Raw genomic sequence first — 26,462 nt, forward strand, 5'->3', positions numbered from 1 at the left:
CATTACCCCGGATGGCGGCTTGACGCCTAATTACACCGGTGTGACTCATCCCCAGTGTGGATAACCCCTGTGGATAACTACCCCACCTCTTGGGCGCCGCAGCAGAACGTTGTGGTAGTGGCCTGGATGATCACCCTGTTCTTGCTGGCAGGCGTGCTGTGGCTGGCCATCGGCGGGGACACCGGCGGCACGATCCTGACCGGACTCGCGATGCTCTCCGTGGGCGCGCTCGCGCTGCACGGCACCCTGCTCCGTCCCCGGCTGGCCGCCGGACCCGACGGAATCCTGGCCAGGACCGTCGGCGGAGCGCGCCGCTACTCCTGGTCCGAAGCCCGGCTGCGGGTGCGCACGACGCGACGGCTCGGCCGGGACAGCCTGACCCTCGAGGTCGAATCCGGCGACCACCTGCTGGTGTTCGGCCGGATCGACCTCGGTGAGGACCCCAGGGACGTCCTGGAGGTCCTCACCGCCCTCAAGGGTCAGGCGTTGTCGTAGTAGTGGACGTCGCCGTTCGGGCCATGTGACCAGCCCGGAACCGCCGGGCCGACCGCGGGCGGCGCGTACTCCCCGAAGATCTCGTACGGCGCGGCCGGCGAGCAGATCGGGTTGATCTTGACGACGCAGGTCCGCAGCGACCCGCTGAACTTCGCTTTGACGTGCCGAGGCCGCTGGTCCTCGACCACGGCCGGGCCCGCGGTGATCTCCCAGCCGGTGGCCGCACCCGGCCCGGTGGTGCCGACGGTCTGCGTCGCCGCCGCCGAAGTGACCCCGGGATCACCGAAGCAGATTTTCAACGCCGCGTCGACGTAGGCGACACGCAGCGTGATCGCGCTGCCGGAGCCGAGGAAATAGCGTTTGGTGTAGGTCTGGCAGGTCTCGGCGGCTTGCCCTGCCTGCGCGACGGACGGCGCCAAGGCCGACGCCATCAGGGCGGCGGCGGCGAGAGCTGCTGCTTTCCGGATCTTCATCTCAACCCCCAAGTTGATGATGTCAATGATCAACTCGAAGGTACCCGGACCTGTTGCTTCTCCACCGGGTATTCGGATAACCCACTCGGGGGGACCGGGACTACTCCGGGTAGCAGACGTACGTGGGCGCGCCCCGGCTGGTGGTGAGCTCACAGGACGCGGAAATCGTCTGCGAGTCCTTCCAGACGATGAGCCCGATCATCGCCACCACGACGATCACGATCCCGCCGAGCTGCCACTTCAGCCGGTTCTTTTCCGGGGCGTACAGCAGCGCGAAGGTGGCCACCAGACCGGCGACGAAGCCACCGGCGTGGCCGAGGATCGAGATGCCGGGTACCTGGAAGGTGATGAAGACGTTCAGGCCGAGGATGATCAGCAACCAGGTCGGATTGAGTCTCAGCTTGATGATGATGACCGTGTACGCGCCGATGAGCCCGAAGATGGCACCGGACGCGCCGACGACCGGGCGGGCGTCGAGACCGTTGAAGACCAGGTTCGCGGCCGAGCCACCGAGCATCGAAACGAAATAGAGCACCGTGAACGGGACGCGGCCGAGCGCGGTCTCCAGCGGGCGGCCGACGAACCACAGCGAGAACGCGTTGCTCGCGATGTGCAGCAGGCCGTACTGCAGGAAGCCCGAGGTGACGATCCGCCACCATTCGTCGCCGGCCAGCGTGGCCGGATTCCACAGGTGGCCGAGCTGGAAGAGCTCGGAGAAGTTGTTGTTCACGATGCTGCCGGACTGGGCGACCGTGATGAAGAAGATGATGACGTTGAGCGCCAGGAGAACAGGCGTCACGACAGCCGTTCGAACGGGCTGGGCGCCCGCGAGGGTGCGCGCGCCGTAACCCGCGTCGCGGTACTGCTTCTGCTGGGCGCGGTCCTGTTGACGCCCTGCCTGGACGCAGTCGGTGCAATGGAAGCCGACGGCGGCTTCGCGCAGGCAATCCGGGCAGGCCGGACGCTCGCAGCGTGAACAGCTCAGCCCGGTCGGCCGGTTCGGGTGCCACCAGCAACCGGGCATGGCGGCCTGCTGGTACTGGGGATTCGGTGGTTGGCTCACGATGCCACCAACCTACCGAAATCCCCCGTAACCGGCTCTACGGTCAGCCCTCGCGGCTGATGCTGACCTTCTCGATGACGATGTCCTGCAGCGGACGGTCGGCCGGACCGGTCGCCGTGCGGCCGATGGCGTCGACGACGTCGCGGGAAGCCTGGTCCGCGACCTCACCGAAGATGGTGTGCTTGAAGTTCAGGTGCGTCGTCGGCGCGACGGTGATGAAGAACTGCGAGCCGTTGGTGCCGGGTCCGGCGTTGGCCATGGCCAGCAGGTACGGCTTGGAGAACTGGAGCTCCGGGTGGAACTCGTCGCCGAACTTGTAGCCGGGGCCGCCGCGGCCGGTACCGGTCGGGTCGCCGCCCTGGAGCATGAAGCCGTCGATGACGCGGTGGAAGATCGACCCGTCGTAGAACGGGCCCGAGTTCGTGCCCTGCGCGTTGGGCTGGGTGTACTCCTTGCTGCCCTCGGCGAGCCCGACGAAGTTCGCGACCGTCTTCGGCGCGTGGTCGGGGAACAGGTTCAGGTTGATGTCACCCTGGTTGGTGTGCAGAGTGGCCTTCAGCGCGCCACCAATGAGGGATCCCTTGCTTTCAGTCACGAGCTTCATCGTGCCATCTACGGCAAGATCTGGGGAAAAGGGGCACGATAGGTTACAAGCAACGAAGCAGAATCAAAACGATTGATGAGGTGAAGGCCATGACCCGGGCCGCAGATTCGGTGAGCGAGTCGGCGAAGGCCGGCGCGCTCGGCCTGCGCAAACGTGCCGTCGAGGCGGGTAAGGAAGCCACCGCCCACGCCGTCGAGGTAGCCGAGCAGAAGCTCTCCGAGAGCGCCGGTGAGATCGCTAAGACCAGCCGTCGCGCGCGCAAGAAGCTCGCGAAGAAGACGGAACTGACCCGCAAGGAGCTCAAGCGCAGCTCCAAGGCGGCTCGCAAGGAGGCGATGGCCAGGATTTCCGAGATGCGGAAGCCGGGCCGCAAGGCCCGCAAGGCCGCCATCCAGGCCGCGAAGTCCGCCGGTGAGTCCAAGCGCCGGGGCAAGAGGGACTTCAAGGCCGCGAAGAAGGACTTCAAGGCCGCGCTCGTCGAGGCGAAGGCGGCGGCCAAGGGGACGCGCAAGCGTCGTCGCTGGCCGTGGGTGATCGGTATCGCGGTCGTCGGCGCCGGTGCCGCGTACGCGCTGCGTTCCAAGCAGGAGCCGCCGGTCGCGCCCGCGCCGCCGAAGGCTCCGCCCGCTCCGCCGGCCAAGCCCGCTGCTCCGGCCGCGGCCGCGCCGACACCCGCACCGGCGAAGCCGGCCGCTCCCGCGAAGCCCGCTGCTTCCGGTCCGGCCGGAGGTTCAGGTGCGGCGAAGCCCGCGGCTCCGAAGAACGGGCACCAGGCTTCGAACGCCAGCTCCGCCGACAAGAAGAACTGACGCCTCACTCTTTTCTGCTTGTCGCGAAGGGTCGCCCAGGACCACTCATCGGTCCTGGGCGGCCCTTTCACGTTTTGGGGACGAACTCGTAGCCCGCTTCTTCGACCGCGACGCGGACGACCGCGACGTCGAGGACTTCGTCGCTGGTGACGGTCACCGTCCCGGACTCGACGTCCACGGCCACGCCGGTGACGCCCGCGATGGTCTCGAGTTCCTCGGTGACGAAAGCCGCGCAGTGCCCGCAGGCCATTCCGCGCACGACGTAGGTGCTCGCGCTCATGTCGCCGGCACGGTGCGGGTCAGCGTATGTCCCCGGCGCATCCGGCCGTCGGCGGCGAACTCCCCGAAGAAGTAGACCTCCATCGCCGTTCGCCATCGCCTCGTGTACTTCCATCCGACCGGTGGGCCGGTTCTTGCCGACCGGGCGGGTGTGCGCGATGAGCTTGTCCCGGTTCATCCGGTGCCCGTCGGCGATCTGCACGATGTCCGGCGTGTGATAGCGGTCGACGATCACGCCCGCGTCTTCGTCGCTGTTCATCAGTTCGTCGTGGAAGGACTCGTGGAAGTCCGCGATGAACTTCTTCGGATCGGTGCCGTGAAAGGGCCTCATCGTGCTCCCCAAGCCGCCTGAGTTAACTCTTACACGGCGTAAGATATCTACGGAGCACTAGTTCTGACAAGGTGTCAGAACTACGAAGAGGCGCCGCCGCTCCCGACTTGATGTCGAGAGCGGGCGGCGCCCCTTCGGGTGTTCGGCTCAGCGCGTGGCTGAACGGGTCACGCGTTCGCGGCGTGCTTGTCGATCAGCTGGCCGAGGCGGGGAAGGGCCTCCTCGACGTTCTTCTTGCCGTTCGGGCGCAGCTTCGAGTAGACCTTCTTGATGCTGTCGCGGCTGCTCTTCTCGGCGCGCGAGTCGGTGACCGACAGGAGCGCGTCCGAGGCCTCGTCGCTGCGGCTGACCAGGTAGGCACCGAAGTCGTTGCCGCCCTTGGCCTTGTAGTCGCCGTAGAACGGCTCGAGCGCACCGGTGAAGTCGTCGAGCAGGGTGTCGACGGCGGCGGGGATGATGCCCGGCTTGATCTTCTTGACGGCGGCGAAGCCGGTCTTCACGACGGCACCCGAAACGCCGCCCTTGTCCGAGACCTCGGCGTCGACGAGACCTTCGAAGTCGCTCACGACCGCCGGGCGACGGCTGGAGTCGAGCAAGATTTCCTTGAGGGTGTCAGCCACGAAACCTGTCCTTTTGTCTTATGGGGAGAAATGATCTTTTGTGCCGCCGAGCCACACCGCAAGGCGGCCTCCGCCGGATCTGGCGCCCGCGCTGGTCCCGCGAAACCTCGCGCGTGCGGCACAGGGTAGTACAAGATCAACTTCACTCTGACGTGTGGATACCACTACCTAGAGCTTCAGCTCACCGATAGCCTCCTTCGCCACCGTACGTGCTTTGATGCTCTGCTTCTGGTTGGTGGTCACGACTACCGCGTTCCCACCTTTCGCGACGGCGTAAACGGCGCCGTCGCCGGAAGGCTGGTAGCCGCCCTTCCAGCCCGCCGGTTCGTCGGCCGGGTTCGAGGTGTCGATGGGCGCGGCCTGGTCCACCAGCGCCTTGGCCACGGCGGGTTCGCCGACGTACACGCGCACGGTGAGCTGCAGTTTCCCGCTCAGCGCATAGAAGAAACACGTCGGATGCGGCTGATCGGCCGAGGTCTTGACCTTGGAGACCTTCTGCCCGTTGGCGTCCGAGACGAAGTCGGTGCCGAGATACGGGCACGGGCCTTTGCCGGTGGGTTCCGGGGCGGGCGGGATGCTGGGCGCCGCGGTACTCGACGGCGCGGGCGAACTCGCCGCGGGCGGCGGCTGTTCCGTCGGCCCGCAGGCCGCCAGCAGCGGCACGACGAGCGGCAAGATCAGAAGACGTCGCATAGTGGCGTCCAGTGAAGCAGATCGCCGTTTTCGTGCGACGATGGCGCTGCGCGAGGAGTCTTCGGGAGGGTCAGTGCTCAGCAAGGAGCAGTACCTGGGTGCGGTGGCAGAGCGTATCCAGCGCAGCGGGGGCAGGCTGAACACCGTCCAGATCGGCCCGAGCGCGGCCGTCGTGGGGCTGTTCACCGAGTCCGTGATGATGTCGACGATGAACTACTGCGTGGTCGCCGCGGCGATCCCGGAGGTGACCGCGCCCGCGTTGTACGACTTCACCGGGCTGGCGACGCAGCACGCGCGCGCGAACGTGATGGGCACGGTCGGCTGGACGGCCGCTTCGGTGGTCATCGCCGGGCTGATCGGCGACCGCGTGTACCCGGACGCCGCACAGGCCGCGTCGGCGAAATCCGGCAACCAGTTCGGCGGCGAGACGCGCATGGTGGCCGTCGACGTTTCGGCGGCGCAGATGTACGCGTTCGTCGGCGGGAAGCTGTGGGGCGCGGCGGTACAGGGTTCGGTCAACGCGAAGCTGACGTTCTGTTTCCCGCAGCCCGCCGAGGTCTATCAGCAGGTGCAGTGGGCGCAGTCGCAGGGCCAGCAGCCACCCATGCCGCCTGGGCCGCCGATGCCGCCGCCCGGTCAGCAGCCGCCTCCCGGCTGGCAGCCGCAGCAGCCACCGCCGCCGCAGTACCCGGTCGGGCCGCCGCCCGCGCAGGGTCCGCCGCCGGGGCAGCATCCGCCGCACTATCCGCCGCCCGCGCCCGGTTATCCGCCGCAGCGCCCGCCGGGGTACTGATGAACCGCACGTTGCGCGGCTGGCCGTCGTTCCCCGAAGAACTCCCGGAGTTCGACATCGAGGCCGCACCGGCGACCCCGCGCGAGCTTTTCCTGGAATGGCTCGATGAAGCGGGCGAACACGTCCTGGCGCCGCATGCCGTCACTCTGTCCACAGTGGACGAAGACGGGGTGCCGGACGCGCGGGTCGTGATCCTCAAGGACGTCGCCGGGGACACCTGGGCGGTCGCGACGAGTTCCGAAAGCCCGAAAGGTGTTCAGCTGGCGAAGAATCCGTTCGCCGCGCTGACCTTCTTCTGGCCGGGGCGAGGCCGTCAGGTGCGCCTGCGCGGTCCGGTCTCGGCAGCCGATCCCGAAGTGTCCGCCGCCGATTTCACCGCCCGGCCGCCGGCGTCCCGGGTGGAGGCGTTCATCGGCAGGCAGTCCCAGGTGCTCGAAGATCCGGCCGATCTCGGCCGCGCGGCCGCGGAAGCGGAGCGGTGGGTCGAGAAGAATCCCGGCGTGGCACCGGAAACCTGGACCCGCTACCTGGTGACACCGTCCGAAGTGGAGTTCTGGCAGGCGAGCCACGACCGGCGGCACAAGCGGCTCCGCTACCGGCGCGAGCACGGAAGCTGGCACAAAGAACGCCTCTGGCCGTAAACGGTAACTGGGAACGACGATCGTCGGGTTGTCGTGGATGATTCACTTCGGCGACGGTGAACGCCCACCTTGTCCCCAGATCGTTCGGAGGCGAAATGTCCACACGCCGTCGCATCGGGGGCGCCTTGGCCGCCACAGGGCTCGTCCTGCTGGCCGTCACGACGCCCGTCGCGAGCGCCCAGACCGGCGACCCGGCGAGAGGGCTGTACTCGGTGGAGGGCGCGTCCACGCCGGACGAACGCACCGCGGTCGCTCGTACCGGCGTCGACGTCGCGGGCTCGCGCGGCGGCGCGCTGACCGTCGTCGCCACGCCTGGGCAGGCCGCCGCCCTGCGCGCCGGCGGCTTCGGCCTGAAACCGCTCGGAGACTTCGACAGCATGCTGAAACAGCGGAGCGCTCGGGCGGGCACCGCGGCGGTCGCGGGTGACTTCCCGCCGGGCGACGAGGCGTACCACACCTATGCCGAAACGACCGCTGAGCTGCAGAAAGCCGCGAAGGACCACGGCGACATCGCGACGCTGTCCAGCGTCGGCAAGTCCCACGAGGGCCGTGAGCTGAACCTGCTGAAGATCAGCGACAACGCGGGCACGGACGAGAACGAGCCCGAGGTCCTGTTCACCTGCAACCAGCACGCGCGCGAACACCTCACCACCGAGATGTGCCTGCGGATCGTGCAGCGCTTCACCAGCGGCTACGCGACCGACGCGGCCATCAAGAAAATGGTCGACGAGCACGAGATCTACGTGATCCCGAACGTCAACCCGGACGGCTCCGAGTACGACATCACCGGCGGCGAGTACCAGGGCTGGCGCAAGACACGGAAGCCCGTGCCGGGCAGCAGCGCGATCGGCACCGACCCGAACCGCAACTGGGACTACAAGTGGAACTGCTGCGGCGGGTCGAGCAACAGCCCGTCCGCCGAGGACTACCACGGTCCGTCGGCCTTCTCCGAGCCCGAGACCAAGGCGGTCGCGGACTTCGTGGACTCCCGCGTGGTCGGCGGCGCGCAGCAGATCAAGACGCACATCGACTTCCACACCTTCTCCGAGCTGGTGCTCTGGCCGTACGGCTACACGAAGGCCGACACCGACACGGGCCTGAGCGAGGAGGAAGCGAAGCGCTTCGCCGACGTCGGCAAGCAGATGGCCGCCACCAACGGCTACACGCCGGAGCAGTCCAGCGATCTGTACGTCACCGACGGCGACGTCAACGACTGGGCGTGGGGCAAGCACAAGATCCTCAGCTACACCTTCGAGATGTACCCGAAGGACGGCGGGATCGACGGCTTCTACCCGCCCGCTTCGGTGATCCCGGAGCAGACCGCCCGTAACGACAAGGCGGTCGACATCCTGATCAACGAGGCGAAAGCCTGAGATCGGCCACTCGCGACGCCCGGCTCTTCGGCGAATCCAAGCTGAAGCTCCGGGCGTCGCCCAGTTGGTCACGGACGAACTCCTCGGTCCGCGCGATCGTCTCGCGCAGCGCGGCGTCTTCATCGCCGAAGAACCGGTGGACGATCTTGCCCGCCTCGGTGTCGAACTCCCACAGGCCGGCGATGCGGCCCCGGTCGACGATGACGTGACTCGGCGGGTCCGCCTGCCCGCCCAGCGTCTCCCCCGCGCGGCCTCCCGGTACCGGCCGTTCGACGTCGGCGTCGGCGAGCAGTCGCGGCAGCTCTCGGTGCAGAAGGTGGATGCCGTCGATTCCGGCGAGCAGTGCGTACGACGGCTCGGACGGCACGGTGAACGCGGCGAACTCGTCGGCGATCTCCTTGGGCAGCAAGAGATCGGTGCCGTCGAGTGGCACGAGTTCCAGCTGTTCCGCGATCTTCTTCGCACTGGCGGCGGTGAAACCGGAGAACCATCGGAAATGCTTCAGCGACGCCGGGGCCGCCCACGAGAAGTACCGCCGGGCGAGTTCCGTCCGCGCGGTGTCCATATCGGACAGTCCGCCGCGCGGGGACGGCGTCCAGCGGACGTAGCCGTAGCGCTGCCGGTCCAGCCGTCCGTCGACCGGGACCCGGCGGATGTCGCCGCGGGCCTGGAGCAGGCCGAGCGCGAGCGGCAACGTCGTGGTGGTGCCGCGTTTGCGGCCCGCTTCCCCGAGGTTGCGCACCGCCGATCCGGCGGCGTCCTTGATCGCGGCCGGGCTGAGCGGCTCGCCGGAGCCGTCGAGCAGATCGGCGACGGTGACGCACAACTGCTCGATCTCGGCCTGCGTGACGCCGAGGTACTTCTCCGCGGCCGCGAGTTCACCGGCGGGCGCCGCGGCCCCGACGGTCAGGCCGAGCTCGAAATCCGCCGACGGCAGGACGTAGGTGCAGCCACGCGCCGAAGGCAGTTCGTGGATGGCGAGCCGCGCGACATCCGCGTCGACCGTCTCGCGATCGAGGCGGGCTCTGGCGAACAACCCGAGATAGGGCGCCGATCCGCCGACCGAGCGCATCCAGCCCGTCCGCTCCAGCACGGCGGCCGCCGAGGATCCGTGCAGCGTTCCGTCGAGCCCCTGACGATGTGCCCACCACGCGCGCAGCTTGTCGGTCGCCATGACTCCACGGTATGGGTATCGGGCGGCACCCCGCAGCCTGGCACGATGACCGGATGCTGGTCGAACTGGCCATAGGCGACGCGTACGGAGGCTCCTTCGAGCACGCGTACCCGAGCTTCGTCGCCGAACACAACAAGCTGACCGGGTACGTGCCGCATCACGGGCAGCCCGGCGCCCCGGCCGGCCGCTACACCGACGACACGCAGATGACGATCGCCATCGCCGAGGTGCTCGTGTCGGGACGGCGATGGACGCCGCTGCTGCTCGCCGAGCAGTTCGTGCGCGCGTATCACCGCGATCCGCACGACGGCTACGCGCCGCGTTTCCATCAGCTGCTCAGCGAGGTCCGGGACGGCGAAGAGCTGCTACGGCGGCTTCAGCCGCAGAGCGACAAGAGCGGTGCGGCCATGCGCGCCGGGCCGATCGGGCTCCTGCCGACCGTCGACGACGTCCTCTACCACGCGAAACTGCAAGCCAGGATCACCCACGACACCCCGGCCGGGATCGCCGCGGCACAGGCCGCCGCGTTGGCCGTGCACTACTGCCATCATCGGGTGGGCCCGCTTTCCGAGGTCGCGCGGTGGATCGACGGCATCCTTCCGGAGGACGTCGGGCACGGTGGCTGGGCGCTGCCGTGGTCCGGCAAGGTCGGGCCGCAGGGGTGGATGAGCGTGCGCGCCGCGCTGACCACGCTCGCGACCGGCCGGAGCCTGAGCGGGATGCTCCACTCCGCCGTCGCGCTCACCGGCGACGTCGACACCGTCGCGACGATCGCGCTGGCCGCCGCGTCACGCTCGCCCGAGGTGGCGCAGGATCTGCCGCCGGCGCTGTGGCGCGACCTGGAGAACGGCGAATTCGGCCGCGACTATCTGGCCGGTCTCGACGAGCGGCTGCTGCACATCTGACGTAGGCGGCCTCCACGGAACGCGGACGCGCGCGCCTTCCGCTTTCGGCAGACTGGGCGGGTGAAGTGGCTGATCAGGGGCGGAGCCGTCGCCGCTTGGCTCGCGGTGAGCGCGCTGCTCGTCGTCGGCACGGCGAATCTCGAACCCGGGCAGGGGGAACACCCGGTCGACGCGGTCGGCTTCGCGGTCGTCGCGGTCGCTTGTCTCGCGCTCACCGCCGCGTGGCGGCTCCCGGCGGCCGCGGCCGGGGCGGAAGCGTTTGCGCTCCTGCTCTACCTGGGGTTCGGCTATCCCGACGGTCCGGTGTTGTTCGCCGGTCTCGTGCCGCTGTTCGCGCTCGGAACCCTGCGGCCGCGGCGGCTCGCGTACGCCGTCGCGGGCGGTATGGCGGTGATCGTCGTCGGCGCGAACCTGGCCACCGGTGGGGCGGGCGTCCTCGATCTGGTCTTCGTCGGCTGGGCCGGCTTCGCGGTCTTCGCGGCCGACGCGCTTCGAGCCCGGCGGGAGCGGGTAGCGGCCGCCGAACAGGCGGAACGCGATCGCGTCCTCGGCGAGCGGCTGCGTATCGCCCAGGATCTGCACGACAGCGTCGGCCACGCGATGGCGGTCATCAACGTCCAGTCGGGATTGGCCGAGCACGTGATCGACGATCACCCGGAAGTGGCGAAGGAAGCGCTCGGAGTCGTCCGCACGGTCAGCGGAACGATCCTGGACGAGCTGAACGCGATGGTGCGGCTGCTGCGTGACGACTCCGCCCCGCTCCGGCCGTCACCGGGAATGGCGGACCTTCCCGCGCTGGTCGCTTCGGCGAATCAGGCGGGCCTGGCCGTCACGCTGGACCTGGACGCTCCTGGGATCGGACGGCCGGTCGGCGGCGCGGTGTACCGGATCGTCCAGGAATCCCTCACGAACGTGGTGAAACACGGAGCGTCTTCCGCCGAGGTGACGGTGCGAGCCGACGAGAGCGGTCTGTGGCTTGACGTGATCAACGAGGTGAACGAGGTCCGCACGCCTGGTCCGGACCTTCCCGGTGCCGGGATCAGCGGAATGGGTGAACGGGCCAGGGCGACCGGGGGCGCACTGACCGCGGGCCGCGAGGACGGGAGGTTCCGGGTGAGCGCGCGATGGCCGTGATCAGGGTGGTGCTCGCCGACGACCAGCTGCTGGTCCGGTCCGGGTTCGCGGCGCTGCTCCGGGTGGAAGCCGGAATCACCGTGGTGGGGGAAGCGGACGACGGCGAGACGGCGGTGGCCGTCGTCGCGGAAACCGTGCCCGACGTGGTGCTGATGGATATCCGGATGCCGGGGACGGACGGGCTGGAAGCCACCCGGCGGATCATGGCGGACGAACGGCTTTCCGGTGTCCGCGTCCTCATGCTGACGACGTTCGACCTCGACGAATACGTCTTCGACGCGCTGCGCGCCGGAGCGAGCGGCTTCCTGCTCAAGCACACCAGGCCCGCCGACCTGATCCAGGCGGTCCGTGTCGTGGCGGCGGGAGACGCGCTCCTCTCCCCGAGCGTGACCAGACGCCTGATCGCGGAATTCACCGCGCGACCGGCACCTTCGCTGCCCCGTGCCGACGGCTCGGCGTTCACCGAACGCGAGCATGAAGTCGTTCTTCGCGTGGCGCGGGGAATGTCGAACGAAGAGATCGCGCGGGAGTTCGTGATCAGCGCGGCGACCGTGCGGACCCATGTCAGCCGGGCGATGACCAAGGTCCATGCCCGCGACCGGGCCCAGCTCGTGGTCTTCGCCTATCAGAGCGGGATGGTGCGCGCCTGACGTAGCCGCCGATCCCCACACCGGCACGACGACGCGACCCCGGGCCGCGAGCGACGCTTTCGCCATGAAATTCCTCGCGAAAGCCGCTCTGCTCACCACCGCGTTCCTCTCCCTGTCCGGAACGACCGCGATCGCCTCGGAACGCCCGGCCCGCTGTGCCGAACAACGCTTCACGGTCCAGGTGAACGGAGAACGCCAGACGATCGCGGGCGAGCTCTGCGTCCGGGGGAAACTCACCCCGCGTACGCCGGTCCAGGTCCTGTTGCACGGCGGGACCTATGACCGCGCCTACTGGGACTGGCCGTACCAGCCGCGTCGATACTCCTATGTGGACAGTGCGACCCGCGCGGGCTACGCGACGCTCAACCTCGACCGGCTCGGCTACGGCCGTAGCAGCCGTCCGAATCCGGATACGCTCGACTTCGACGCCGGCGGCGAAGCCGTCCACCAGGTCGTCCGGCAGCTTCGCCCGCGGTTCCGCACTATCGTCCTCAATGGACACTCGATGGGAGGGCTCGTCGCGGAACGGGCCGCCGGACGGGGCGGCGTCGACGCCGTGATCGTCAGCGGTATCCCCCGCGACCGGCCCGGCGCGCGGACCGAGGCCGCGTCGCCGTTCCATCCGGCCGAACTGGACCCGAAGTTCGCCGGAAAGCCTTGGGCCCGCGGCTATTTCACGACACGTCCCGGCACCCGCGCGCAGACCTTCCACCACCCCGGCACCTACGACCCGGCGATCATTCCCGTCGAAGAAGCCCTCAAGGACACGCTGGCGTCGGCGGAACTCCGTTCGGTGGGCCCCGGCGCGGCGAACCGATCGGCACCGAAGGTCCCGACGGCGTACGTCCTCGGCGAGCACGACACGCTGGTCTGCGGAAACGGTGACTGCGGGGCCGACGAGATCGTGCGGGGCAGCGGTCACTCGATCAACACCAGCCTCGCGGCGCCGGCCTTCTACCGCTGGACCTTCACCTGGCTGGCTCGAAAGTTAGGGTGACCTAACCTACACTGGTCGTATGGATTCCTTGACGCCGGTTCGCGAAGCCGCCGACCATTTCGGGCTGGCGATCTCGACCCTCCATTACTGGGAACGCCGCGGGCTCATCACGGCCTTCCGCCACTCAGGGCAGCGGTACTACGACGACGACCAGCTGTATCGCATCGCGCTGATCAAGCACTGGCGGCGGATCGGCGGGCTCGGCCTGACCAGGATCTCCGAGCTGCTCGCCGAACAGCACCGCTGGCGGGAGGTGGTGACGGGCAGGCTCGCCGAGATCGAACGGGAGCGTGCGCGGCTCGACACCGCGCACGACTACCTGGTCGAGCTCCTCACTTGCCGCCGCGAGGGGAACCTTGAGGGCTGTCCTTGGTTCCGTGAACGGGTCGACCTGCCCACCCACGCCGCGGCGAGCTGAGCCCCGGCATCGCCACCGCCGCGACCACCGCGGCGGCCGCGAGGCAGGCGGCGGAGGCGAGGAACGCGGCGGTGTAGCCGTGAACCAGCGCCTCCCCCTTCGGCAGGCCGGACGGCGAACTCGCGGTCACGGCCGCCGCGAGCGCGGTCAACGCGGCGAGACCGAGCGCGCCGCTGGTCTGCCGGACCGTGTTCAGCAGGCCGGCGGCCAGGCCGTTCTGGCGTTCCGGCACGCCGCTGGTGGCGGCCACGGTGATCGGCGTGAAGGCCGCGGCCGTCCCGAAGCCGAAGACCATTCCCGGCACCAGCACGGAGACGACGTAGGAAGAATGCGCACCGGCCAGCACCGCGAGCCCGGCGAAACCCACCGCGCCGATCGCGCAGTACAGCGCCGCCGCCCGCCGGGGGCCGATTCGCACCGACAACCCGCTCGCGGTCCGCGCGCCGGCGAACATCGCCACACCCAGCGGCAGGTAGGCCAGTCCGGCTCGCAGCGGCGAGTAACCGTGGACGTCCTGCAGGTACAGCGAAAGCAGGATCGGGCTGGCGAGGAAACCCAGCCCCAGCAGGAAGATCACCGCGTTTCCGCTGCTGACCGAACGCAGCCGGAAGATCCCGAGCGCGACGAGCGGTTCGTCGGCCCACCGGTGCTGGTGCAGCACGAACACACCGAGCAGGACGAGCCCGCCGACCAGCGGGAGCAGCACGGATCCGCTTCCCCAGCCATCGGCCGAAGAACGCATCACCGCATAGACCACCCCGACGAGTCCGGCCACCGACAACACCGCGCCGAGCACGTCCAGCCTGCCGTGAAGACGGCTTCGGTCCCGGAGCGGCAACACCGCTCCGGCGACGAAAACGGCCACCACGCCGATCGGGACGCTGACGAAGAACACCCAGCGCCAGCCCGCCCACTGGGTCAGCAAGCCGCCGATCACCGGCCCCGCCGCGGCTCCGGCCGCGCCCACCGCGCTCCACGTGCCCAACGCCCGCGCGCGACGGGCGGGTTCGGTGAAGGTCGTGGTCAGCAAGGACAACGTCACCGGCATCAGCAGCGCGCCACCGAACCCTTGCACCGCACGGGCGACGAGCAGCGTTTCCGGTGAACCGGCCAGCCCGGCGGCGAGCCGCGCGACGGTGAACAGGCTCATCCCGAGCACGAAGATCCGCCGGACCCCGAACTCGTCGCACAATCGTCCGCCCAGCAACAGGAAACCGGCGAAAACGAGCGTGTACGCGTTCACCACCCAGGTCAACGCGCCGTCGGGGAAACCAAGGCCGAACCGGATCGCGGGCAGGGCGACGGAAACAATCGTCGCGTCGAGGATGACCACGAACGCTCCGGCGCAGGCCAAGGCGAGCACGATGCCTTCACGTTTCATACCGTCACCCTCCGCCTCCGGCGGCGGATGATCTTCCGCCGCCGGGCCAGCGTGCACGCTGAAGCGCGCTTGAGGGCAAGCCGTATCACCAAGAAGGCCGGTACCGCAGACCTTGCTCGTAGTACTGATCGTCGGATTCCGCCGGTTCGGGCAGTTCGTCCTCGGCGGGCCCGGCCGGTTCCTCCGAACGGTCCTTGAGCACCACGTTCTCGGTACTCGCGGGCGGGCGGCGCGAGACCGGCGCGACGGTTTCCCCCGCCTCCTGGAACGAAGGGGTGAACCCGAGTCGCCAGCGGAGCCTGTCCGTGATGTACCCGGCGTTGCCGATCGGCGCCATCAGTTCCGCACTGCGTTTCGCGGATCCTTGCTGCGCTTCCTGGTAGGTCCGCATGACGGTGTCCGCGATCTCGGCGGGCGACATCCGCGACACGGCTTCGCTCACCCTGAGCCGCGTCATCACGCCGTCGGTGTTGACCGAAACGGAAACGGCACCGTCCGGCGAGGACGCGTCCACCGAGAGGGCGGCCAACGCCTCGAGCATCGCTTGCCGGTCGTTGGCCGGCTTCTTGGGTGCCGGTTTGTCAGCCACGATCCTCCGTCAGTCGACCGGGAGCGGCGACAGTTCCCTCGGCGGTTCCTGGAACTTGCCGTCGTTCGAGATGTCGACGTTCTTGTCCCGGACCCGCTTTTCCGTTCCCTTGTCGGTGTTCTCCGTTTCGAAGTTGCCGGGATCGAAGGTCTCGCCGGGGCTGACGTCCGGCGGCTCGGGAATGATCGGCAGGTTGTTGATCTCGGTGTTGATCTTCGAGATCAGCGACTCCGCCGCGCGGAACATGCTCTCCCTGATGTTGACGACGCCGTCGTGGAAGCTGTTGTAGATCATTTCGGGGCTGTCCCCGACGATGTCGGCCTGCACGGTGGCCGCCGTGGCGAGCCCGGCCCCGGCCGCCGCGCCGGCGACCTGCACTCCGTTCGCGGTGGTGAAGAACGCCGCCGCGGTGAGACCACCGGCCGGCGGCACGGCCGCCACGAGCAGAGCGGTGACAGCGGCGGCGAAGGTCGCGGCCAGCGCCTTCTGCAGGGCGGATTCGTCCTGCCGTTCCTGGTCGTCGCGGTACTTTTCCGCGGCGGTCAGGAAGGAAGCGGCGAGGGCGCTCAGGTCGGCCCGTGCGGTCGCGATGGCGTCCCGCGCGGCCACGATGTCGGCTTCCAGCACGGTGAGTTTGGTACCCACGCGGGCATAGGTGTTCACGAGACCCTGGATGTAGCTCTTGGCGGTCTCGGCGCCTTCACCACGCCACTTGAGCAACAGGACCAAAGACCGGTCGAGCGGCGCTTTCGTGTCCTGGAAAGCGTTCCAGAGACCTTCGTAGGCCTCGATCATGGTCTGCAGGCTGTTCTCGCCGACGAGCTCCGCCTCGGAAAACTCGAGGAAGAAGTCGCGGACCTGCTCCTTACGGCCGCCGGTCATGTCGATGTCGCTGCCGAACGTCCAGTCCAGGAAAAGGAGGTCTAGCGCCGCGAAGGCCTTTTCGGCGCCCGCTTGGAGGTCATGGGAGATCCCCTCGAGAAGCTTGGCGTTCTTGTCGTCACCTTCGGCGGTGGTTTCCGCGTCCAGCGCGTTGAAATACCCGTCCACGCCGCTACCCCTGGTTCCCGTATGCCGCGCGGTTCATTCGCTGCTTGTTGTCCTCGTCCACGGCTTCGTAAAGTTCGGCGACCCTCGCCAGTGCCTGAGAGGCGTCCTGCGTGCTGCGGTGCAGTTTCGCGAGCATCTTCTCGACGGCCTGGCGGTGTTCCTCATAGGCCGCCGAAACCCCGCGCATGCCCAGGGATTTCCCGAACGCGGTGTCCGGCGCGAAAAAGCCGGGGAGAAGGCCTCCCGTGACCGGGTCGGGAGCGGGCACGTCCTGCCCTCGCACCCCGGTATGGGCGGTACTGACTATGTCCGCGGCATTCTGCAGTTCCTTGCTCGACAACCTGAGATCGTCGAGGTCGGTTTCGAAACTGACCATGTTCACCTCGCTGTCCGGATTCCACCCCCATGTAAGCAGCGTTGACTTGGCTGGACGCGAGACTTTGTCATCCGCGTACAGTGACGAACGTCACCCGCTCAGACGCAGATCCAGCAGTAGAGACGGTCGCCCCTGGTCGTGGCGATGCGGGCGAGTTCCGCGAGGCCGGTCAGCACGGTGGCCAGGTCCGCGGGATCGGCCTGGCCACCGAACTCCTCGGTTCGGGACCAGGGCTCGGCCACCTCGCGCAGGCGGGCCTCGTCGGCGTCGGACAACGCGGCGGACAACCCTTCGGTCAGCGCGACGACCAGACGCGCGCCGTCGTCGGCCATGGCGACCGGGGCGAGGTCGCGTTCGATGACGGCCTCGTAGCCGACACCGGTGAGCAGGGACTCCAGCGTGCCCAACTGCACGAACGGGTCCACACCTTTGAGCGCGACGGTCGGGAAGGAAGCTTCGTCCGGACCGCCGACGAGGTCGATCGTGGTGGCCGCGGCGTCGTTGTCCGGCGCGGCGAAGTAGTCGAAGAGCACACCCATGCGCGCATTCTGGCAGGAAGCCATGGCGCGGAAACGAAAAAGCCACCCGCGGTGCGGATGGCTTTCGTGGCCCCGGAGTGGAGCTGAGGGGAATCGAACCCCTGACCCCCGCCTTGCAAAGGCGGTGCTCTACCAATTGAGCTACAGCCCCGGATCGCAGGCGATCATGATAACCGCCCGCGCCGAAATCAGTTGTTGCGGGACGCGTCCGCGGCCTTGGCCGGGGCGCTTCCGTTCGTGGAAGCGGATCCCAGGGGACGCTCGGTGGGAGCGGTGGCCTCACGCCAGAGGTCGGCCTCGGCCTTGGCGGCCTTGTTGCGCTTGATCACGAACAGCACGCCGCCCGCGATGACCGCGAGTGCCAACAGCTTCTTCATCAGAAGCCCCCTCTTTCCGCCGAGTTGCTCCGCCTACCCACCGATGCTACTGCACCCCGTTCCACGTGGAACCAGAGACCACCGCAACCCACAACGCCAACGCGCCACAACGCCTGGGGGGTCCAGGGGGGCGAAGCCCTTCCCTGGCGGGGGTCTGGGGGTTCGACCCCCAGAAATGGAAAACGCCCGGTCGCGGTTTGTGATTTCCACAAACACGACCGGGCCAACCGGGTGGGCCCACCAGGACTTGAACCTGGGACCTCTTCGTTATCAGCGAAGCGCTCTAACCGCCTGAGCTATGGGCCCGAACGAGGAGAAGATTACAGGACGCCTTTCGGCGTCCTGCAACCGGGTCACTCTCGTTCGGAAAGGGTCACTTCCAGGCCTCCGGCGAGGTCGGCGGAGACGTTGTAGATGAAGGCGCTGACGGTCGCCAGCGCCGAGATCAGCACGATGTTGATGGCGCCGAGGATGGCCGCGATCCCGAAGACGCGGCCGGCGCTGATCAACGGGTCGGCCGGCGCGTCGGCCCCTTCGCCGCCGACGAGCGACGAGTAGGTCCCGTTGAGTTTGTCCCAGACACCCATGCCGTCGAGGACGGTGTACAGGACGCCGACGGCGACGAGCCACACGAAGAACAGCGCGACGCCGAGGACGAGGGACAGTTTCAGCACCGACCAGGGGTCGAAGCGTTTGATCTGCAGGCTGGCGCGACGCGGTCCGCGGCCGGGGCGGCGGAGAGCGGTCGGCGCGGCACGGGTGCGGGAGGCCGACGGGATGGCGGAGGGGGCGGGGTCGCCCTCTCCGCTGTCGCCGAAGAGCCTCTTCGCGGCAGTGCCGCTGACACCGTGATAGTCGGTCACGGTCGTCGCGTCCCGCTGCGGGTCCGAGTGGGCCACGTCTTCGGTGGCGACCGAAGACACCGACACCGTCTGCTCGCTGGAGCCTTCGGTTTCCCCGGCGCCGCTGTCGCGCTGCCAGGGCGGGCTCGACGAACCCGCCTGCGCGCCGCCTGCTTCGGGCTTCTCGGATGGTGTCACGAGGTGTCAGTCCTTACCCAGTACGTGGGGCGTCGTCTACTCCTGCTCCGACGCCGGGGTTTCTTCTCCTTCAGTACTACCTGCAGTGGCGACGTCTGAGGGCTCGTCCGCGTTGCGTGCGACCGCGAGAAGAGTGGTTCCTTCGTCGAGATTCATCAGCCGCACTCCCTTCGTCTGCCTGCCTGCCTTGCGCACCTGTCCGGCCGAAGTCCGGATCACCCCGCCGCTGGAGGTGATCGCGTACAGCTCGTCTTCGGCGTCGACGATGACCGCGCCCACCAGCCTGCCACGTTTCTGGTCGTACTGGATGGTGAGCACACCCTTGCCGCCGCGGCCCTGCACCGGATAGTCCTCGGTCGGGGTGCGCTTGGCGTAACCGCCGGCGGTGGCGACGAGGAGGAACCGGTCCGGCTGGACGACGTTGATGCCGAGCAGTTCGTCGCCGTCGTTGAACCGCATGCCCAGCACACCGGACGTGGCGCGGCCCATGGGGCGCAGGGCTTCGTCGGTGGCGTGGAAGCGGATCGACTGGCCTTCCGCGGACACGAGGAGCAGGTCGTCCTCGGCGGCCGCGAGGACCGCGCCGACCAGCTCGTCGCCTTCGCGCAGGTTGACGGCGATGAGGCCGCCGGCGCGGTTGGAGTCGAAGTCGGTGAGCTTGGTCTTCTTCACCAGGCCGCGGCGGGTCGCGAGCACGAGGTACGGGGCGACCTCGTAGTTCGGGATCTCGATGACCTGGGCGATCTGCTCGTCGGGCTGGAAGGCGAGCAGGTTCGCGACGTGCTGGCCGCGCGCGTTGCGGTTGGCCTCGGGCAGGTCGTAGGCCTTGGCACGGTACACGCGGCCCTTGTTCGTGAAGAACAGGATCCAGTCGTGCGTCGAGCAGACGAAGAAGTGCTGGACGATGTCGTCCTGTTTGAGGGTCGCGCCCTGGACGCCCTTGCCGCCGCGTTTCTGCGAGCGGTACAGATCGGTTTTCGTCCGCTTGGCGTAACCCGTGCGGGTGATGGTGACGACGACGTCCTCGACCGCGATGAGGTCTTCGACCGACACGTCGCCGTCGAACGGGATGATCTTGGTGCGCCGGTCGTCGCCGTACTTGTCGACGATCTCCTGCAGTTCCTCGGCGATGATCGAGCGCTGCCGCTCGGGCTTCTCGAGGATGTCCTTGAGGTCGGCGATCTCGAGTTCGATCTCGGCCAGGGTGTCGACGATCCGCTGCCGCTCCAGTGCCGCGAGGCGGCGGAGCTGCATGTCGAGGATCGCGGTGGCCTGGATCTCGTCGACGTCGAGCAGGCTCATCAGGGCGGGCCGGGCCTCTTCGGCCGAAGGCGACCGCCGGATGAGGGCGATGACCTCGTCGAGCATGTCCAGCGCCTTGACCAGACCACGCAGGATGTGGGCGCGTTCCTCGGCCTTGCGCAGCCGGAAGCGGGTCCGGCGGACGATGACGTCGATCTGGTGCTTCACGTAGTGCCGGATCATCTGGTCCAGCCGCAGCGTGCGGGGCACGCCGTCGACCAGGGCCAGCATGTTGACACCGAAGTTCTGCTGCAGCTGGGTGTGCTTGTACAGGTTGTTCAGCACGACCTTCGCGACCGCGTCACGTTTGATCGTGACGACGATCCGCATCCCGCTGCGGCTGTTGGACTCGTCGGCGATGTCGGAGATGCCGGTGAGCTTGCCGTCGCGGACCAGGTTCGCGATGTTCTCGACCAGGTTGTCCGGGTTGACCTGGTACGGCAGCTCGGACACGACCAGGATCGTGCGGCCCTTGGCGTCCTCTTCGACCTCGACGACCGCGCGCATGCGCACGGAGCCGCGGCCGGTGCGGTACGCGTCCTCGATCCCGGAGTTGCCGAGGATCATCGCCCTGGTCGGGAAGTCCGGGCCCTTGATCCGGACCAGCAGCGCGGCGAGCAGCTCGTCGTCGCTGGCCTCGAAGTTCTCGAGCGCCCATTTGACCCCGTCGGCGACCTCGCGCAGGTTGTGCGGCGGGATGTTCGTCGCCATGCCGACCGCGATCCCGGAACCACCGTTGACCAGCAGGTTCGGGAACCGCGACGGCAGGACGTCGGGCTCCTGGGTGCGGCCGTCGTAGTTGTCGGAGAAGTCGACGGTCTCTTCTTCGATGTCCTGCAGCATGTGCATCGCGAGATGCGCCAGCCGGGACTCGGTGTACCGCATGGCGGCGGCGGGGTCGTTGCCCGACGAACCGAAGTTACCCTGGCCGTCGATCAGCGGATACCGCAGCGACCATGGCTGCGCGAGCCGCACCAGCGCGTCGTAGATCGCGGAGTCACCGTGCGGGTGGTAGTTGCCCATCACGTCGCCGACGACGCGGGAGCACTTGTTGTACCCGCGGTCGGGGCGGAAGCCGGAGTCGAACATCGAGTACAGCACGCGGCGGTGCACCGGCTTGAGGCCGTCTCGCACGTCCGGCAGTGCCCGCGACACGATGACGCTCATCGCGTAGTCGATGTAGGAGCGCTGCATCTCCTGCTGGATGTCGACCGGTTCGATCCGGTCGTGGTCCGGAGCAGGCGGCAAGGTTTCCGTCATGAGGTCCTTCTCGTGGGAGCAGTCCTAAGGGGACAAAAGAGCGGGACGTCGCTAGACGTCTAGGAAACGCACGTCCTTGGCATTACGCGTGATGAAGGAACGGCGGGCTTCGACGTCCTCGCCCATCAGGACGGAGAACAGGTCGTCGGCCTGCGCGGCGTCGTCCAGGGTGACCTGGCCGAGCAGCCGGTTCGCCGGGTCCATCGTGGTCTCCCACAGCTCTTCGGCGTTCATCTCGCCGAGACCCTTGTAGCGCTGGATCGCGTCGTCCTTCGGCAGCTTCCGGCCGGCCTCGACACCCGCCTGGATGACAGCGTCGCGTTCCCGGTCGGAGTAGGCGTACTCCGGTTCTTGCCGCGGCCACTTGATCTTGTACAGCGGCGGGCGCGAGAGGAACACGTGTCCGTGCTCGATCAGCGGGGGCATGAACCGGAACAGGAAGGTGAGCAGCAGCGTGGTGATGTGCTGGCCGTCCACGTCGGCGTCGGCCATCAGCACGATCTTGTGGTAGCGCAGCTTCTCGATGTCGAACTCTTCGTGGATACCGGTGCCGAGCGCGGTGATCAGCGACTGGACCTCGGTGTTCTTGAGGACGCGGTCGATACGGGCCTTCTCGACGTTGATGATCTTGCCTCGGATCGGCAGGATCGCCTGGTACATCGAGTCGCGGCCTTCCTTGGCCGAACCGCCCGCCGAGTCACCCTCGACGATGTAGAGCTCGCATTCCGACGGGTTGGTCGAGCGGCAGTCCTTGAGCTTGCCGGGCAGCCCGCCGATCTCCAGCGCACCCTTGCGGCGGACCAGATCGCGCGCCTTGCGGGCGGCCATCCGCGCCTGCGCCGAGGAGATCGACTTGTTGATGATCGTCTTCGCCTCGGTGGGGTTGCGCTCGAACCAGTCGGCCAGCCATTCGTTCGAGGTCTGCTGCACGAACGTCTTGGCCTCGCTGTTGCCCAGCTTGGTCTTGGTCTGGCCTTCGAACTGCGGCTCGGAGAGCTTGATCGAGACGATCGCGGCGAGCCCCTCGCGCACGTCGTCACCGGAGAGGTTGGCGTCCTTCTCCTTGAGCAGCTTCTTCTCGCGCGCGTACGCGTTGACGACGCGGGTGAGCGCGGCGCGGAAGCCCTCTTCGTGCGTGCCGCCCTCGTGCGTGTTGATCGTGTTGGCGAAGGTGTACACCGACGGCGTGAAGCCGTTGTTCCACTGCATGGCGACCTCGACCTCGAGGCCGGTGCCCTTGGCCTCGAAGGAGATCACGGAGGCGTGGATCGGGTCCTTGCTGCCGTTGATGTGCTTGACGAAGTCTTCGAGACCGCCCGGGTAGCAGTAGGTCTTCTCCTTGACCCGCGCCGCCTGGCCGGAAGCGTCCGCTTCGGTCTCTTCGTCGGCGACGCGCTCGTCGCGGAGCGAAAGGGTCAGGCCCTTGTTGAGGAAGGCCATCTCCTGGAGACGCCGGGAGATCGTCTCGAAGTTGTACGTCGTGGTCTCGAAGATGTCGCCGTCGGCCCAGAAGGTGATCGTGGTGCCGGTGTCCTCGGCGGGGCCGAGATCCTCCAGCTCACCGGGGATCTGGTCGGTGTACACCTGCCGCCAGCTGTGTCCGCCGCGTTTGACTTCGGCGATCAGCTTGGTCGAGAGCGCGTTCACCACGGAGACGCCGACGCCGTGCAAACCACCGGAGACCGCGTAGGAGTCGCTGTCGAACTTGCCGCCCGCGTGGAGCACGGTGAGCACGACCTCGAGAGTCGGCTTCATCTCCTTGGGGTGCATGTCGACCGGGATGCCGCGGCCGTCGTCCACGACGCGCACGCCACCGTCGGCCAGCAGGGTAACCTCGACCTTGGTCGCGTAACCGGCCATCGCCTCGTCGACGGAGTTGTCGACCACCTCCTGGACGAGGTGGTGGAGGCCGCGTTCACCGGTGGAACCGATGTACATGCCGGGACGCTTGCGGACGGCTTCGAGGCCTTCGAGCACCGTGATCGACGACGCGTTGTACTCGCTCTTGTTCTCGGTCACAGGCGTTGATTCTCCTCGTCTCGCCCGAGCGGACGCTCGCTCGTCTCCAGTGTACTTGGCCGCGTTCGCAGACATGCGGCAAGGACACCCCTGATTTGCTCACAGGCGCGCTAATTCGTCCGAAGAAGAGTCTTGACGTTCGCGAAGCACTCTGGGCGCCTTCTCGGGGCTTTGATGGCACGGTCTTCGAAGGCAAGTCGCGCCGAAGCGCAACTCGGATCAGCCGTACGTGTCACGCGGGCCGCGTCCCGGCACGTGCCGCGGTCCTTTCCGCCAACTCGGAGCCGTCGGCCCCTGGATCCGCATCTTCTTCACCACGCCGTGCCCGACGCCCTTCGCGATCTTCGCCAGCAGCTGCCCTTGGAGCAGGCGAAGCTGCGTCGCCCACGCCGTCGAGCTCGCGCGGACGGTCAGCTCGCCGTCCTTCAGGGCCACCGGCTGGGCGTGTTCGGCGACCTCTTCACCCACAAGCCGTGCCCAGTGGCCGAAGACCTGACCGTTGGCCAGCCGCGTGTTCCAGCCGCGGTCGACCGCGATCCGGGAGGCGAGCCTGCCGAGCGGTTGCGGGTCGCGGGCGTCGGCACCCGGCCCTGACCAGCGACGACGTCGCGGGCTTTGCCCTGCCGAACCGGCTCCCCCTCCGGTGATACGGCCGCGGCGCACGCCCGGTTCAACGCCACGGGCTTTGGCTTTGGCCTTCGCGGCGTCCAGCGCGGCACGAGCGAGGTCACGACCCGTAGCCGGTTCCTTGCTTTCGGTATCAGTTGGGCCGTTCGGTACCGCAGGCTGTTCACGCTGCGTGTCGAACAAGGCTCCCTCACCCGGGTTACCGCCCGGCCGGGGGGTGTCAAGCCGCTTATCAGGCCCCTTGGTCACGCGGGGCGATAACGCGTTCCCGGTGTTATCCACACTGTCCACAGGTTTGTCCCCAGATCGGTGGGCAACTGCTGTGGCGCCGATCACCCGGGGTGTCCGCTGCACGCCGGTCACCCTCGGTTGATCTCACCATCCGCCACGAGGAACCGGTGCCCGGCCAGTTCGGCGGGCACGTCCTCGTCCACGGCGGCGGTCACCAGCACCTGCTCGGCGCCTGCCGCCACCTCCGCCAGCCGGGCCCGGCGACGCCGGTCCAGCTCGGCGAACACATCATCCAGCAGAAGTACCGGTTCCCCGGCCTCGCCACGCAGGAGCTCGTAGCTTCCCAGACGCAGCGCGAGGGCGAACGACCAGGACTCCCCATGGCTCGCGTAGCCCTTCGCCGGTGCTTCGCCGAGGATGAGATCGAGCTCGTCCCGGTGCGGGCCGACCATGCTCACCCCGCGCTCCAGCTCCAGGTTCCGCGACCGTTTCAGCGCCTCGACCAGCACTTCCTTGAGCACCGCCTGGTCAGCGCGAGGACCGTCCGGAACGCCGTAGCCCTCTGGCATCGCTTCGCCCAGGCTCGACTTGTACGCGATCTTCGCCGGTCTCGAGTCGGGCGCGACCCCCATGTACGCGGCGGCCGCGTACGGCGCGAGATCCGCGATCAGGTTGAGCCGGGCAGCCAGCAACGCGGCGCCCGCCACCGCCAAGTGGTCGTCCCAGACGTCGAGCGTCGACAACGCGTACGGGTCTTCGCGTCCCGTGCGCCGTTTGCCCGCCGTCTTGAGCAGGGCGTTCCGCTGCTTCAGCACCTTCTCGTAGTCGGCGCGGACCCCGGCATACCGGGGCGCGCGCAGCACAAGGAGCTCGTCCATGAAACGGCGGCGCTCCCCGGGATCCCCGCGCACGAGCGCCAGGTCCTCCGGGGAGAACAGCACCGTGCGCAGGATCCCGAGCACGTCACGGGGCTTGCCGACCGCGCCGCGGTTGACCCGCGCGCGGTTCGCCTTGCCGGGCGTGATCTCCAGCTCGACCGTCAGCTCGCGGTCCTCGTTGACCACCGCGACCCTGATCAGCGCGCGTTCGCACCCGTGCCGCACCAACGGCGCGTCGGTCGCGACGCGGTGCGAGCCCAGGGTCGCGATGTAGCCGATCGCCTCCAGGAGGTTCGTCTTGCCGCGGCCGTTCTGTCCGACGAGGACGGTCGGGCCGGGTTCGAGCGCGAGATCGGCTTGTGGCCAGGACCGGAAGTCGGTGACCTGGAGGTGTCTGAGGTACAACCGTCCTGCCTAGTCGCCGGCCTTCTTGACCGAGTGCCCGCCGAACTGGTTGCGCAGCGCGGCGACGGCCCGCATGGCGGCGGAGTCCTCCTGGCGCGAAGCGAACCGCGCGAACAGCGCGGCCGAGATGACCGGCGCCGGGACGGCGTTGTTGATCGCTTCTTCGAGAGTCCACCGGCCTTCGCCGGAATCCTCGACGTAGCCCTCGAGGTCGTCCAGTTCCGGGTCCTCGTCGAGCGCGCGGACGAGCAGGTCGAGCAGCCACGAGCGGACGACGGTCCCCCGCTGCCAGCCCTTGATCACCGCGGGCACGTTCTCGACGACCTTCGCGGCTTCGAGCAGCTCGAAGCCTTCGGCGAAGGCCTGCATCATGCCGTACTCGATGCCGTTGTGGATCATCTTCGCGTAGTGACCGGAGCCGACGGCGCCGGCGTGCGAGAAGCCCTCGTCACGCGGGCCTTCGGGGCGAAGCGCGTCGAAGATCGGCATGGCCTTCTCGACGTCCGAAGCCGCGCCGCCGACCATCAGGCCGTAGCCGTTGTCCTTGCCCCACACGCCGCCGGAAACCCCGCAGTCGAGGTAGCCGATCTTCTTCGTCGCGAGCAGGTCCGCGTTGATCCGGTCGTCGGTGTACTTCGAGTTGCCGCCGTCGATCACGAGGTCGCCCTCGGACAGCAGGTTGCCGAGCTCCGCGACGGTCTGGCGGGTGGGTTCGCCGGCGGGCACCATGATCCAGACGATCCGCGGACCGTCCAGTTTGGACACCATGTCCTCGAGTGAGGTGGAGTCGGTGACGTCGGGGTTGCGGTCGTAGCCGACCACCTCGTGACCGGCCGCGCGCAGCCGCTCACGCATGTTGAACCCCATCTTGCCGAGGCCGATGAGTCCCAGCTGAGCCATGAAGATCCCCTTTGGTGCGAACAGAAATGGCGGCCG

General features: G+C 68.1%; 29 protein-coding genes and 2 tRNA genes. 10 read left to right on the top strand and 21 right to left on the bottom strand.

Annotated elements, in window-relative coordinates; all coding sequences use genetic code 11:
• Window positions 1-117: 117 nt before the first annotated feature.
• Complete coding sequence (locus BLW75_RS24285; RefSeq protein WP_091598253.1) at window positions 118-495, top strand: PH domain-containing protein; 378 nt, start codon at window positions 118-120, stop codon at window positions 493-495.
• Here BLW75_RS24285 and BLW75_RS24290 read toward each other — a convergent pair.
• From BLW75_RS24290 to BLW75_RS24300, 3 genes are all read right to left on the bottom strand, one after another.
• The gene (locus tag BLW75_RS24290) at window positions 480-968 is read right to left on the bottom strand and encodes a hypothetical protein (protein WP_034321959.1); all 489 of its coding nucleotides are present in this window, start codon (window positions 966-968) and stop codon (window positions 480-482) included. The genes BLW75_RS24285 and BLW75_RS24290 overlap by 16 nt on opposite strands.
• A 100-nt stretch (window positions 969-1,068) precedes the next feature.
• Window positions 1,069-2,031, bottom strand: coding sequence for a rhomboid family intramembrane serine protease (locus tag BLW75_RS24295; RefSeq protein WP_034321955.1), 963 nt, complete (start codon window positions 2,029-2,031; stop codon window positions 1,069-1,071).
• Between the two features lie 43 nt (window positions 2,032-2,074).
• Complete coding sequence (locus BLW75_RS24300; RefSeq protein ID WP_034321953.1) at window positions 2,075-2,635, bottom strand: peptidylprolyl isomerase; 561 nt, start codon at window positions 2,633-2,635, stop codon at window positions 2,075-2,077.
• A gap of 89 nt (window positions 2,636-2,724) precedes the next feature.
• Between BLW75_RS24300 and BLW75_RS24305 the strand changes: the two genes are divergently transcribed.
• Window positions 2,725-3,444 (top strand): hypothetical protein, encoded by a 720-nt coding sequence (locus tag BLW75_RS24305; protein WP_091599911.1) that lies wholly within the window; start codon window positions 2,725-2,727, stop codon window positions 3,442-3,444.
• Window positions 3,445-3,511: 67 nt separating this feature from the next.
• Here the strand turns inward: BLW75_RS24305 and BLW75_RS44210 are convergent, their stop codons facing one another.
• From BLW75_RS44210 to BLW75_RS24325, 3 genes are all read right to left on the bottom strand, one after another.
• The gene (locus tag BLW75_RS44210; RefSeq protein ID WP_395766715.1) at window positions 3,512-4,054 is read right to left on the bottom strand and encodes a heavy-metal-associated domain-containing protein; all 543 of its coding nucleotides are present in this window, start codon (window positions 4,052-4,054) and stop codon (window positions 3,512-3,514) included.
• 167 nt (window positions 4,055-4,221) lie between these two features.
• Complete coding sequence (locus BLW75_RS24320; protein WP_034321948.1) at window positions 4,222-4,674, bottom strand: DUF6918 family protein; 453 nt, start codon at window positions 4,672-4,674, stop codon at window positions 4,222-4,224.
• Between the two features lie 168 nt (window positions 4,675-4,842).
• Window positions 4,843-5,367, bottom strand: a complete 525-nt coding sequence (locus BLW75_RS24325) for a DUF2020 domain-containing protein (protein WP_091598256.1) — start codon at window positions 5,365-5,367, stop codon at window positions 4,843-4,845.
• Window positions 5,368-5,440: 73 nt separating this feature from the next.
• Between BLW75_RS24325 and BLW75_RS24330 the strand changes: the two genes are divergently transcribed.
• The 3 genes from BLW75_RS24330 to BLW75_RS24340 all read left to right on the top strand — a co-directional run bounded on the left by BLW75_RS24330 (window position 5,441) and on the right by BLW75_RS24340 (window position 8,174).
• On the top strand, window positions 5,441-6,160 hold the full coding sequence (locus tag BLW75_RS24330) for a hypothetical protein (protein ID WP_034321947.1): 720 nt from the start codon (window positions 5,441-5,443) through the stop codon (window positions 6,158-6,160).
• Window positions 6,160-6,801 carry a pyridoxine/pyridoxamine 5'-phosphate oxidase gene (locus BLW75_RS24335; protein ID WP_034321946.1) on the top strand — a complete coding sequence of 214 codons (642 nt, stop codon included), beginning with the start codon at window positions 6,160-6,162 and terminating at the stop codon, window positions 6,799-6,801. The genes BLW75_RS24330 and BLW75_RS24335 overlap by 1 nt, the downstream gene beginning before the upstream one ends.
• 95 nt (window positions 6,802-6,896) lie before the next feature.
• Complete coding sequence (locus tag BLW75_RS24340; protein WP_091598259.1) at window positions 6,897-8,174, top strand: M14 family metallopeptidase; 1,278 nt, start codon at window positions 6,897-6,899, stop codon at window positions 8,172-8,174.
• On the opposite strand, the gene BLW75_RS24345 is transcribed toward BLW75_RS24340, so the two are convergent.
• On the bottom strand, window positions 8,155-9,348 hold the full coding sequence (locus BLW75_RS24345; protein ID WP_034321945.1) for a DNA glycosylase AlkZ-like family protein: 1,194 nt from the start codon (window positions 9,346-9,348) through the stop codon (window positions 8,155-8,157). The two genes, BLW75_RS24340 and BLW75_RS24345, sit on opposite strands and share 20 nt — an antisense overlap.
• 53 nt (window positions 9,349-9,401) lie before the next feature.
• Between BLW75_RS24345 and BLW75_RS24350 the strand changes: the two genes are divergently transcribed.
• From BLW75_RS24350 to BLW75_RS24370, 5 genes are all read left to right on the top strand, one after another.
• Window positions 9,402-10,253: an ADP-ribosylglycohydrolase family protein gene (locus BLW75_RS24350; protein ID WP_034321944.1), complete on the top strand. Its 852-nt coding sequence runs from the start codon at window positions 9,402-9,404 to the stop codon at window positions 10,251-10,253.
• A gap of 60 nt (window positions 10,254-10,313) precedes the next feature.
• A complete protein-coding gene (locus BLW75_RS24355; RefSeq protein WP_091598262.1) occupies window positions 10,314-11,387 on the top strand; it encodes a sensor histidine kinase in 1,074 nt (357 codons plus the stop codon).
• Window positions 11,378-12,037: a response regulator gene (locus tag BLW75_RS24360; RefSeq protein WP_091598265.1), complete on the top strand. Its 660-nt coding sequence runs from the start codon at window positions 11,378-11,380 to the stop codon at window positions 12,035-12,037. Before BLW75_RS24355 ends, BLW75_RS24360 begins: the two co-directional genes overlap by 10 nt.
• A 64-nt stretch (window positions 12,038-12,101) precedes the next feature.
• On the top strand, window positions 12,102-13,034 hold the full coding sequence (locus tag BLW75_RS24365) for an alpha/beta hydrolase (RefSeq protein ID WP_158005429.1): 933 nt from the start codon (window positions 12,102-12,104) through the stop codon (window positions 13,032-13,034).
• A gap of 19 nt (window positions 13,035-13,053) precedes the next feature.
• Window positions 13,054-13,452, top strand: coding sequence for a helix-turn-helix domain-containing protein (locus BLW75_RS24370; RefSeq protein ID WP_034321943.1), 399 nt, complete (start codon window positions 13,054-13,056; stop codon window positions 13,450-13,452).
• Here BLW75_RS24370 and BLW75_RS24375 read toward each other — a convergent pair.
• The 14 genes from BLW75_RS24375 to gnd all read right to left on the bottom strand — a co-directional run bounded on the left by BLW75_RS24375 (window position 13,367) and on the right by gnd (window position 26,426).
• Window positions 13,367-14,833 carry an MFS transporter gene (locus tag BLW75_RS24375; RefSeq protein WP_034321941.1) on the bottom strand — a complete coding sequence of 489 codons (1,467 nt, stop codon included), beginning with the start codon at window positions 14,831-14,833 and terminating at the stop codon, window positions 13,367-13,369. The two genes, BLW75_RS24370 and BLW75_RS24375, sit on opposite strands and share 86 nt — an antisense overlap.
• Before the next feature lie 85 nt (window positions 14,834-14,918).
• Window positions 14,919-15,422 carry a YbaB/EbfC family nucleoid-associated protein gene (locus tag BLW75_RS24380; protein WP_034321937.1) on the bottom strand — a complete coding sequence of 168 codons (504 nt, stop codon included), beginning with the start codon at window positions 15,420-15,422 and terminating at the stop codon, window positions 14,919-14,921.
• A gap of 9 nt (window positions 15,423-15,431) precedes the next feature.
• Complete coding sequence (locus BLW75_RS24385) at window positions 15,432-16,472, bottom strand: hypothetical protein (RefSeq protein WP_034321933.1); 1,041 nt, start codon at window positions 16,470-16,472, stop codon at window positions 15,432-15,434.
• Window positions 16,473-16,476: 4 nt separating this feature from the next.
• Window positions 16,477-16,848 carry a hypothetical protein gene (locus BLW75_RS24390; protein WP_034322029.1) on the bottom strand — a complete coding sequence of 124 codons (372 nt, stop codon included), beginning with the start codon at window positions 16,846-16,848 and terminating at the stop codon, window positions 16,477-16,479.
• Window positions 16,849-16,946: 98 nt separating this feature from the next.
• Window positions 16,947-17,387 carry a hypothetical protein gene (locus tag BLW75_RS24395; protein ID WP_034321931.1) on the bottom strand — a complete coding sequence of 147 codons (441 nt, stop codon included), beginning with the start codon at window positions 17,385-17,387 and terminating at the stop codon, window positions 16,947-16,949.
• A gap of 78 nt (window positions 17,388-17,465) precedes the next feature.
• A tRNA-Ala gene (locus BLW75_RS24400) sits at window positions 17,466-17,538 on the bottom strand.
• 37 nt (window positions 17,539-17,575) lie between these two features.
• Window positions 17,576-17,764 (bottom strand): DLW-39 family protein, encoded by a 189-nt coding sequence (locus BLW75_RS24405; RefSeq protein ID WP_034321928.1) that lies wholly within the window; start codon window positions 17,762-17,764, stop codon window positions 17,576-17,578.
• Window positions 17,765-17,996: 232 nt separating this feature from the next.
• Window positions 17,997-18,070 (bottom strand) — tRNA-Ile (locus BLW75_RS24410).
• A 47-nt stretch (window positions 18,071-18,117) separates the two neighbouring features.
• A complete protein-coding gene (locus BLW75_RS24415; protein WP_034321925.1) occupies window positions 18,118-18,804 on the bottom strand; it encodes a DUF3566 domain-containing protein in 687 nt (228 codons plus the stop codon).
• A 36-nt stretch (window positions 18,805-18,840) separates the two neighbouring features.
• Entirely contained in the window at window positions 18,841-21,366 is a 2,526-nt protein-coding gene (gene gyrA, locus BLW75_RS24420) for a DNA gyrase subunit A (protein ID WP_034321922.1), read from the bottom strand.
• Window positions 21,367-21,417: 51 nt separating this feature from the next.
• Complete coding sequence (gene gyrB, locus BLW75_RS24425) at window positions 21,418-23,385, bottom strand: DNA topoisomerase (ATP-hydrolyzing) subunit B (RefSeq protein WP_034321919.1); 1,968 nt, start codon at window positions 23,383-23,385, stop codon at window positions 21,418-21,420.
• A 219-nt stretch (window positions 23,386-23,604) separates the two neighbouring features.
• Window positions 23,605-24,096 carry a DciA family protein gene (locus BLW75_RS24430; RefSeq protein WP_034322026.1) on the bottom strand — a complete coding sequence of 164 codons (492 nt, stop codon included), beginning with the start codon at window positions 24,094-24,096 and terminating at the stop codon, window positions 23,605-23,607.
• A gap of 275 nt (window positions 24,097-24,371) precedes the next feature.
• Window positions 24,372-25,526: a DNA replication/repair protein RecF gene (gene recF / locus BLW75_RS24435; protein ID WP_034321916.1), complete on the bottom strand. Its 1,155-nt coding sequence runs from the start codon at window positions 25,524-25,526 to the stop codon at window positions 24,372-24,374.
• A gap of 9 nt (window positions 25,527-25,535) precedes the next feature.
• Window positions 25,536-26,426 (bottom strand): phosphogluconate dehydrogenase (NAD(+)-dependent, decarboxylating), encoded by an 891-nt coding sequence (gene gnd / locus BLW75_RS24440; protein WP_034321914.1) that lies wholly within the window; start codon window positions 26,424-26,426, stop codon window positions 25,536-25,538.
• Window positions 26,427-26,462: the final 36 nt, after the last annotated feature.

It is taken from the genome of Amycolatopsis lurida (assembly GCF_900105055.1).
In the GTDB taxonomy this organism is placed as follows: domain Bacteria; phylum Actinomycetota; class Actinomycetes; order Mycobacteriales; family Pseudonocardiaceae; genus Amycolatopsis; species Amycolatopsis lurida.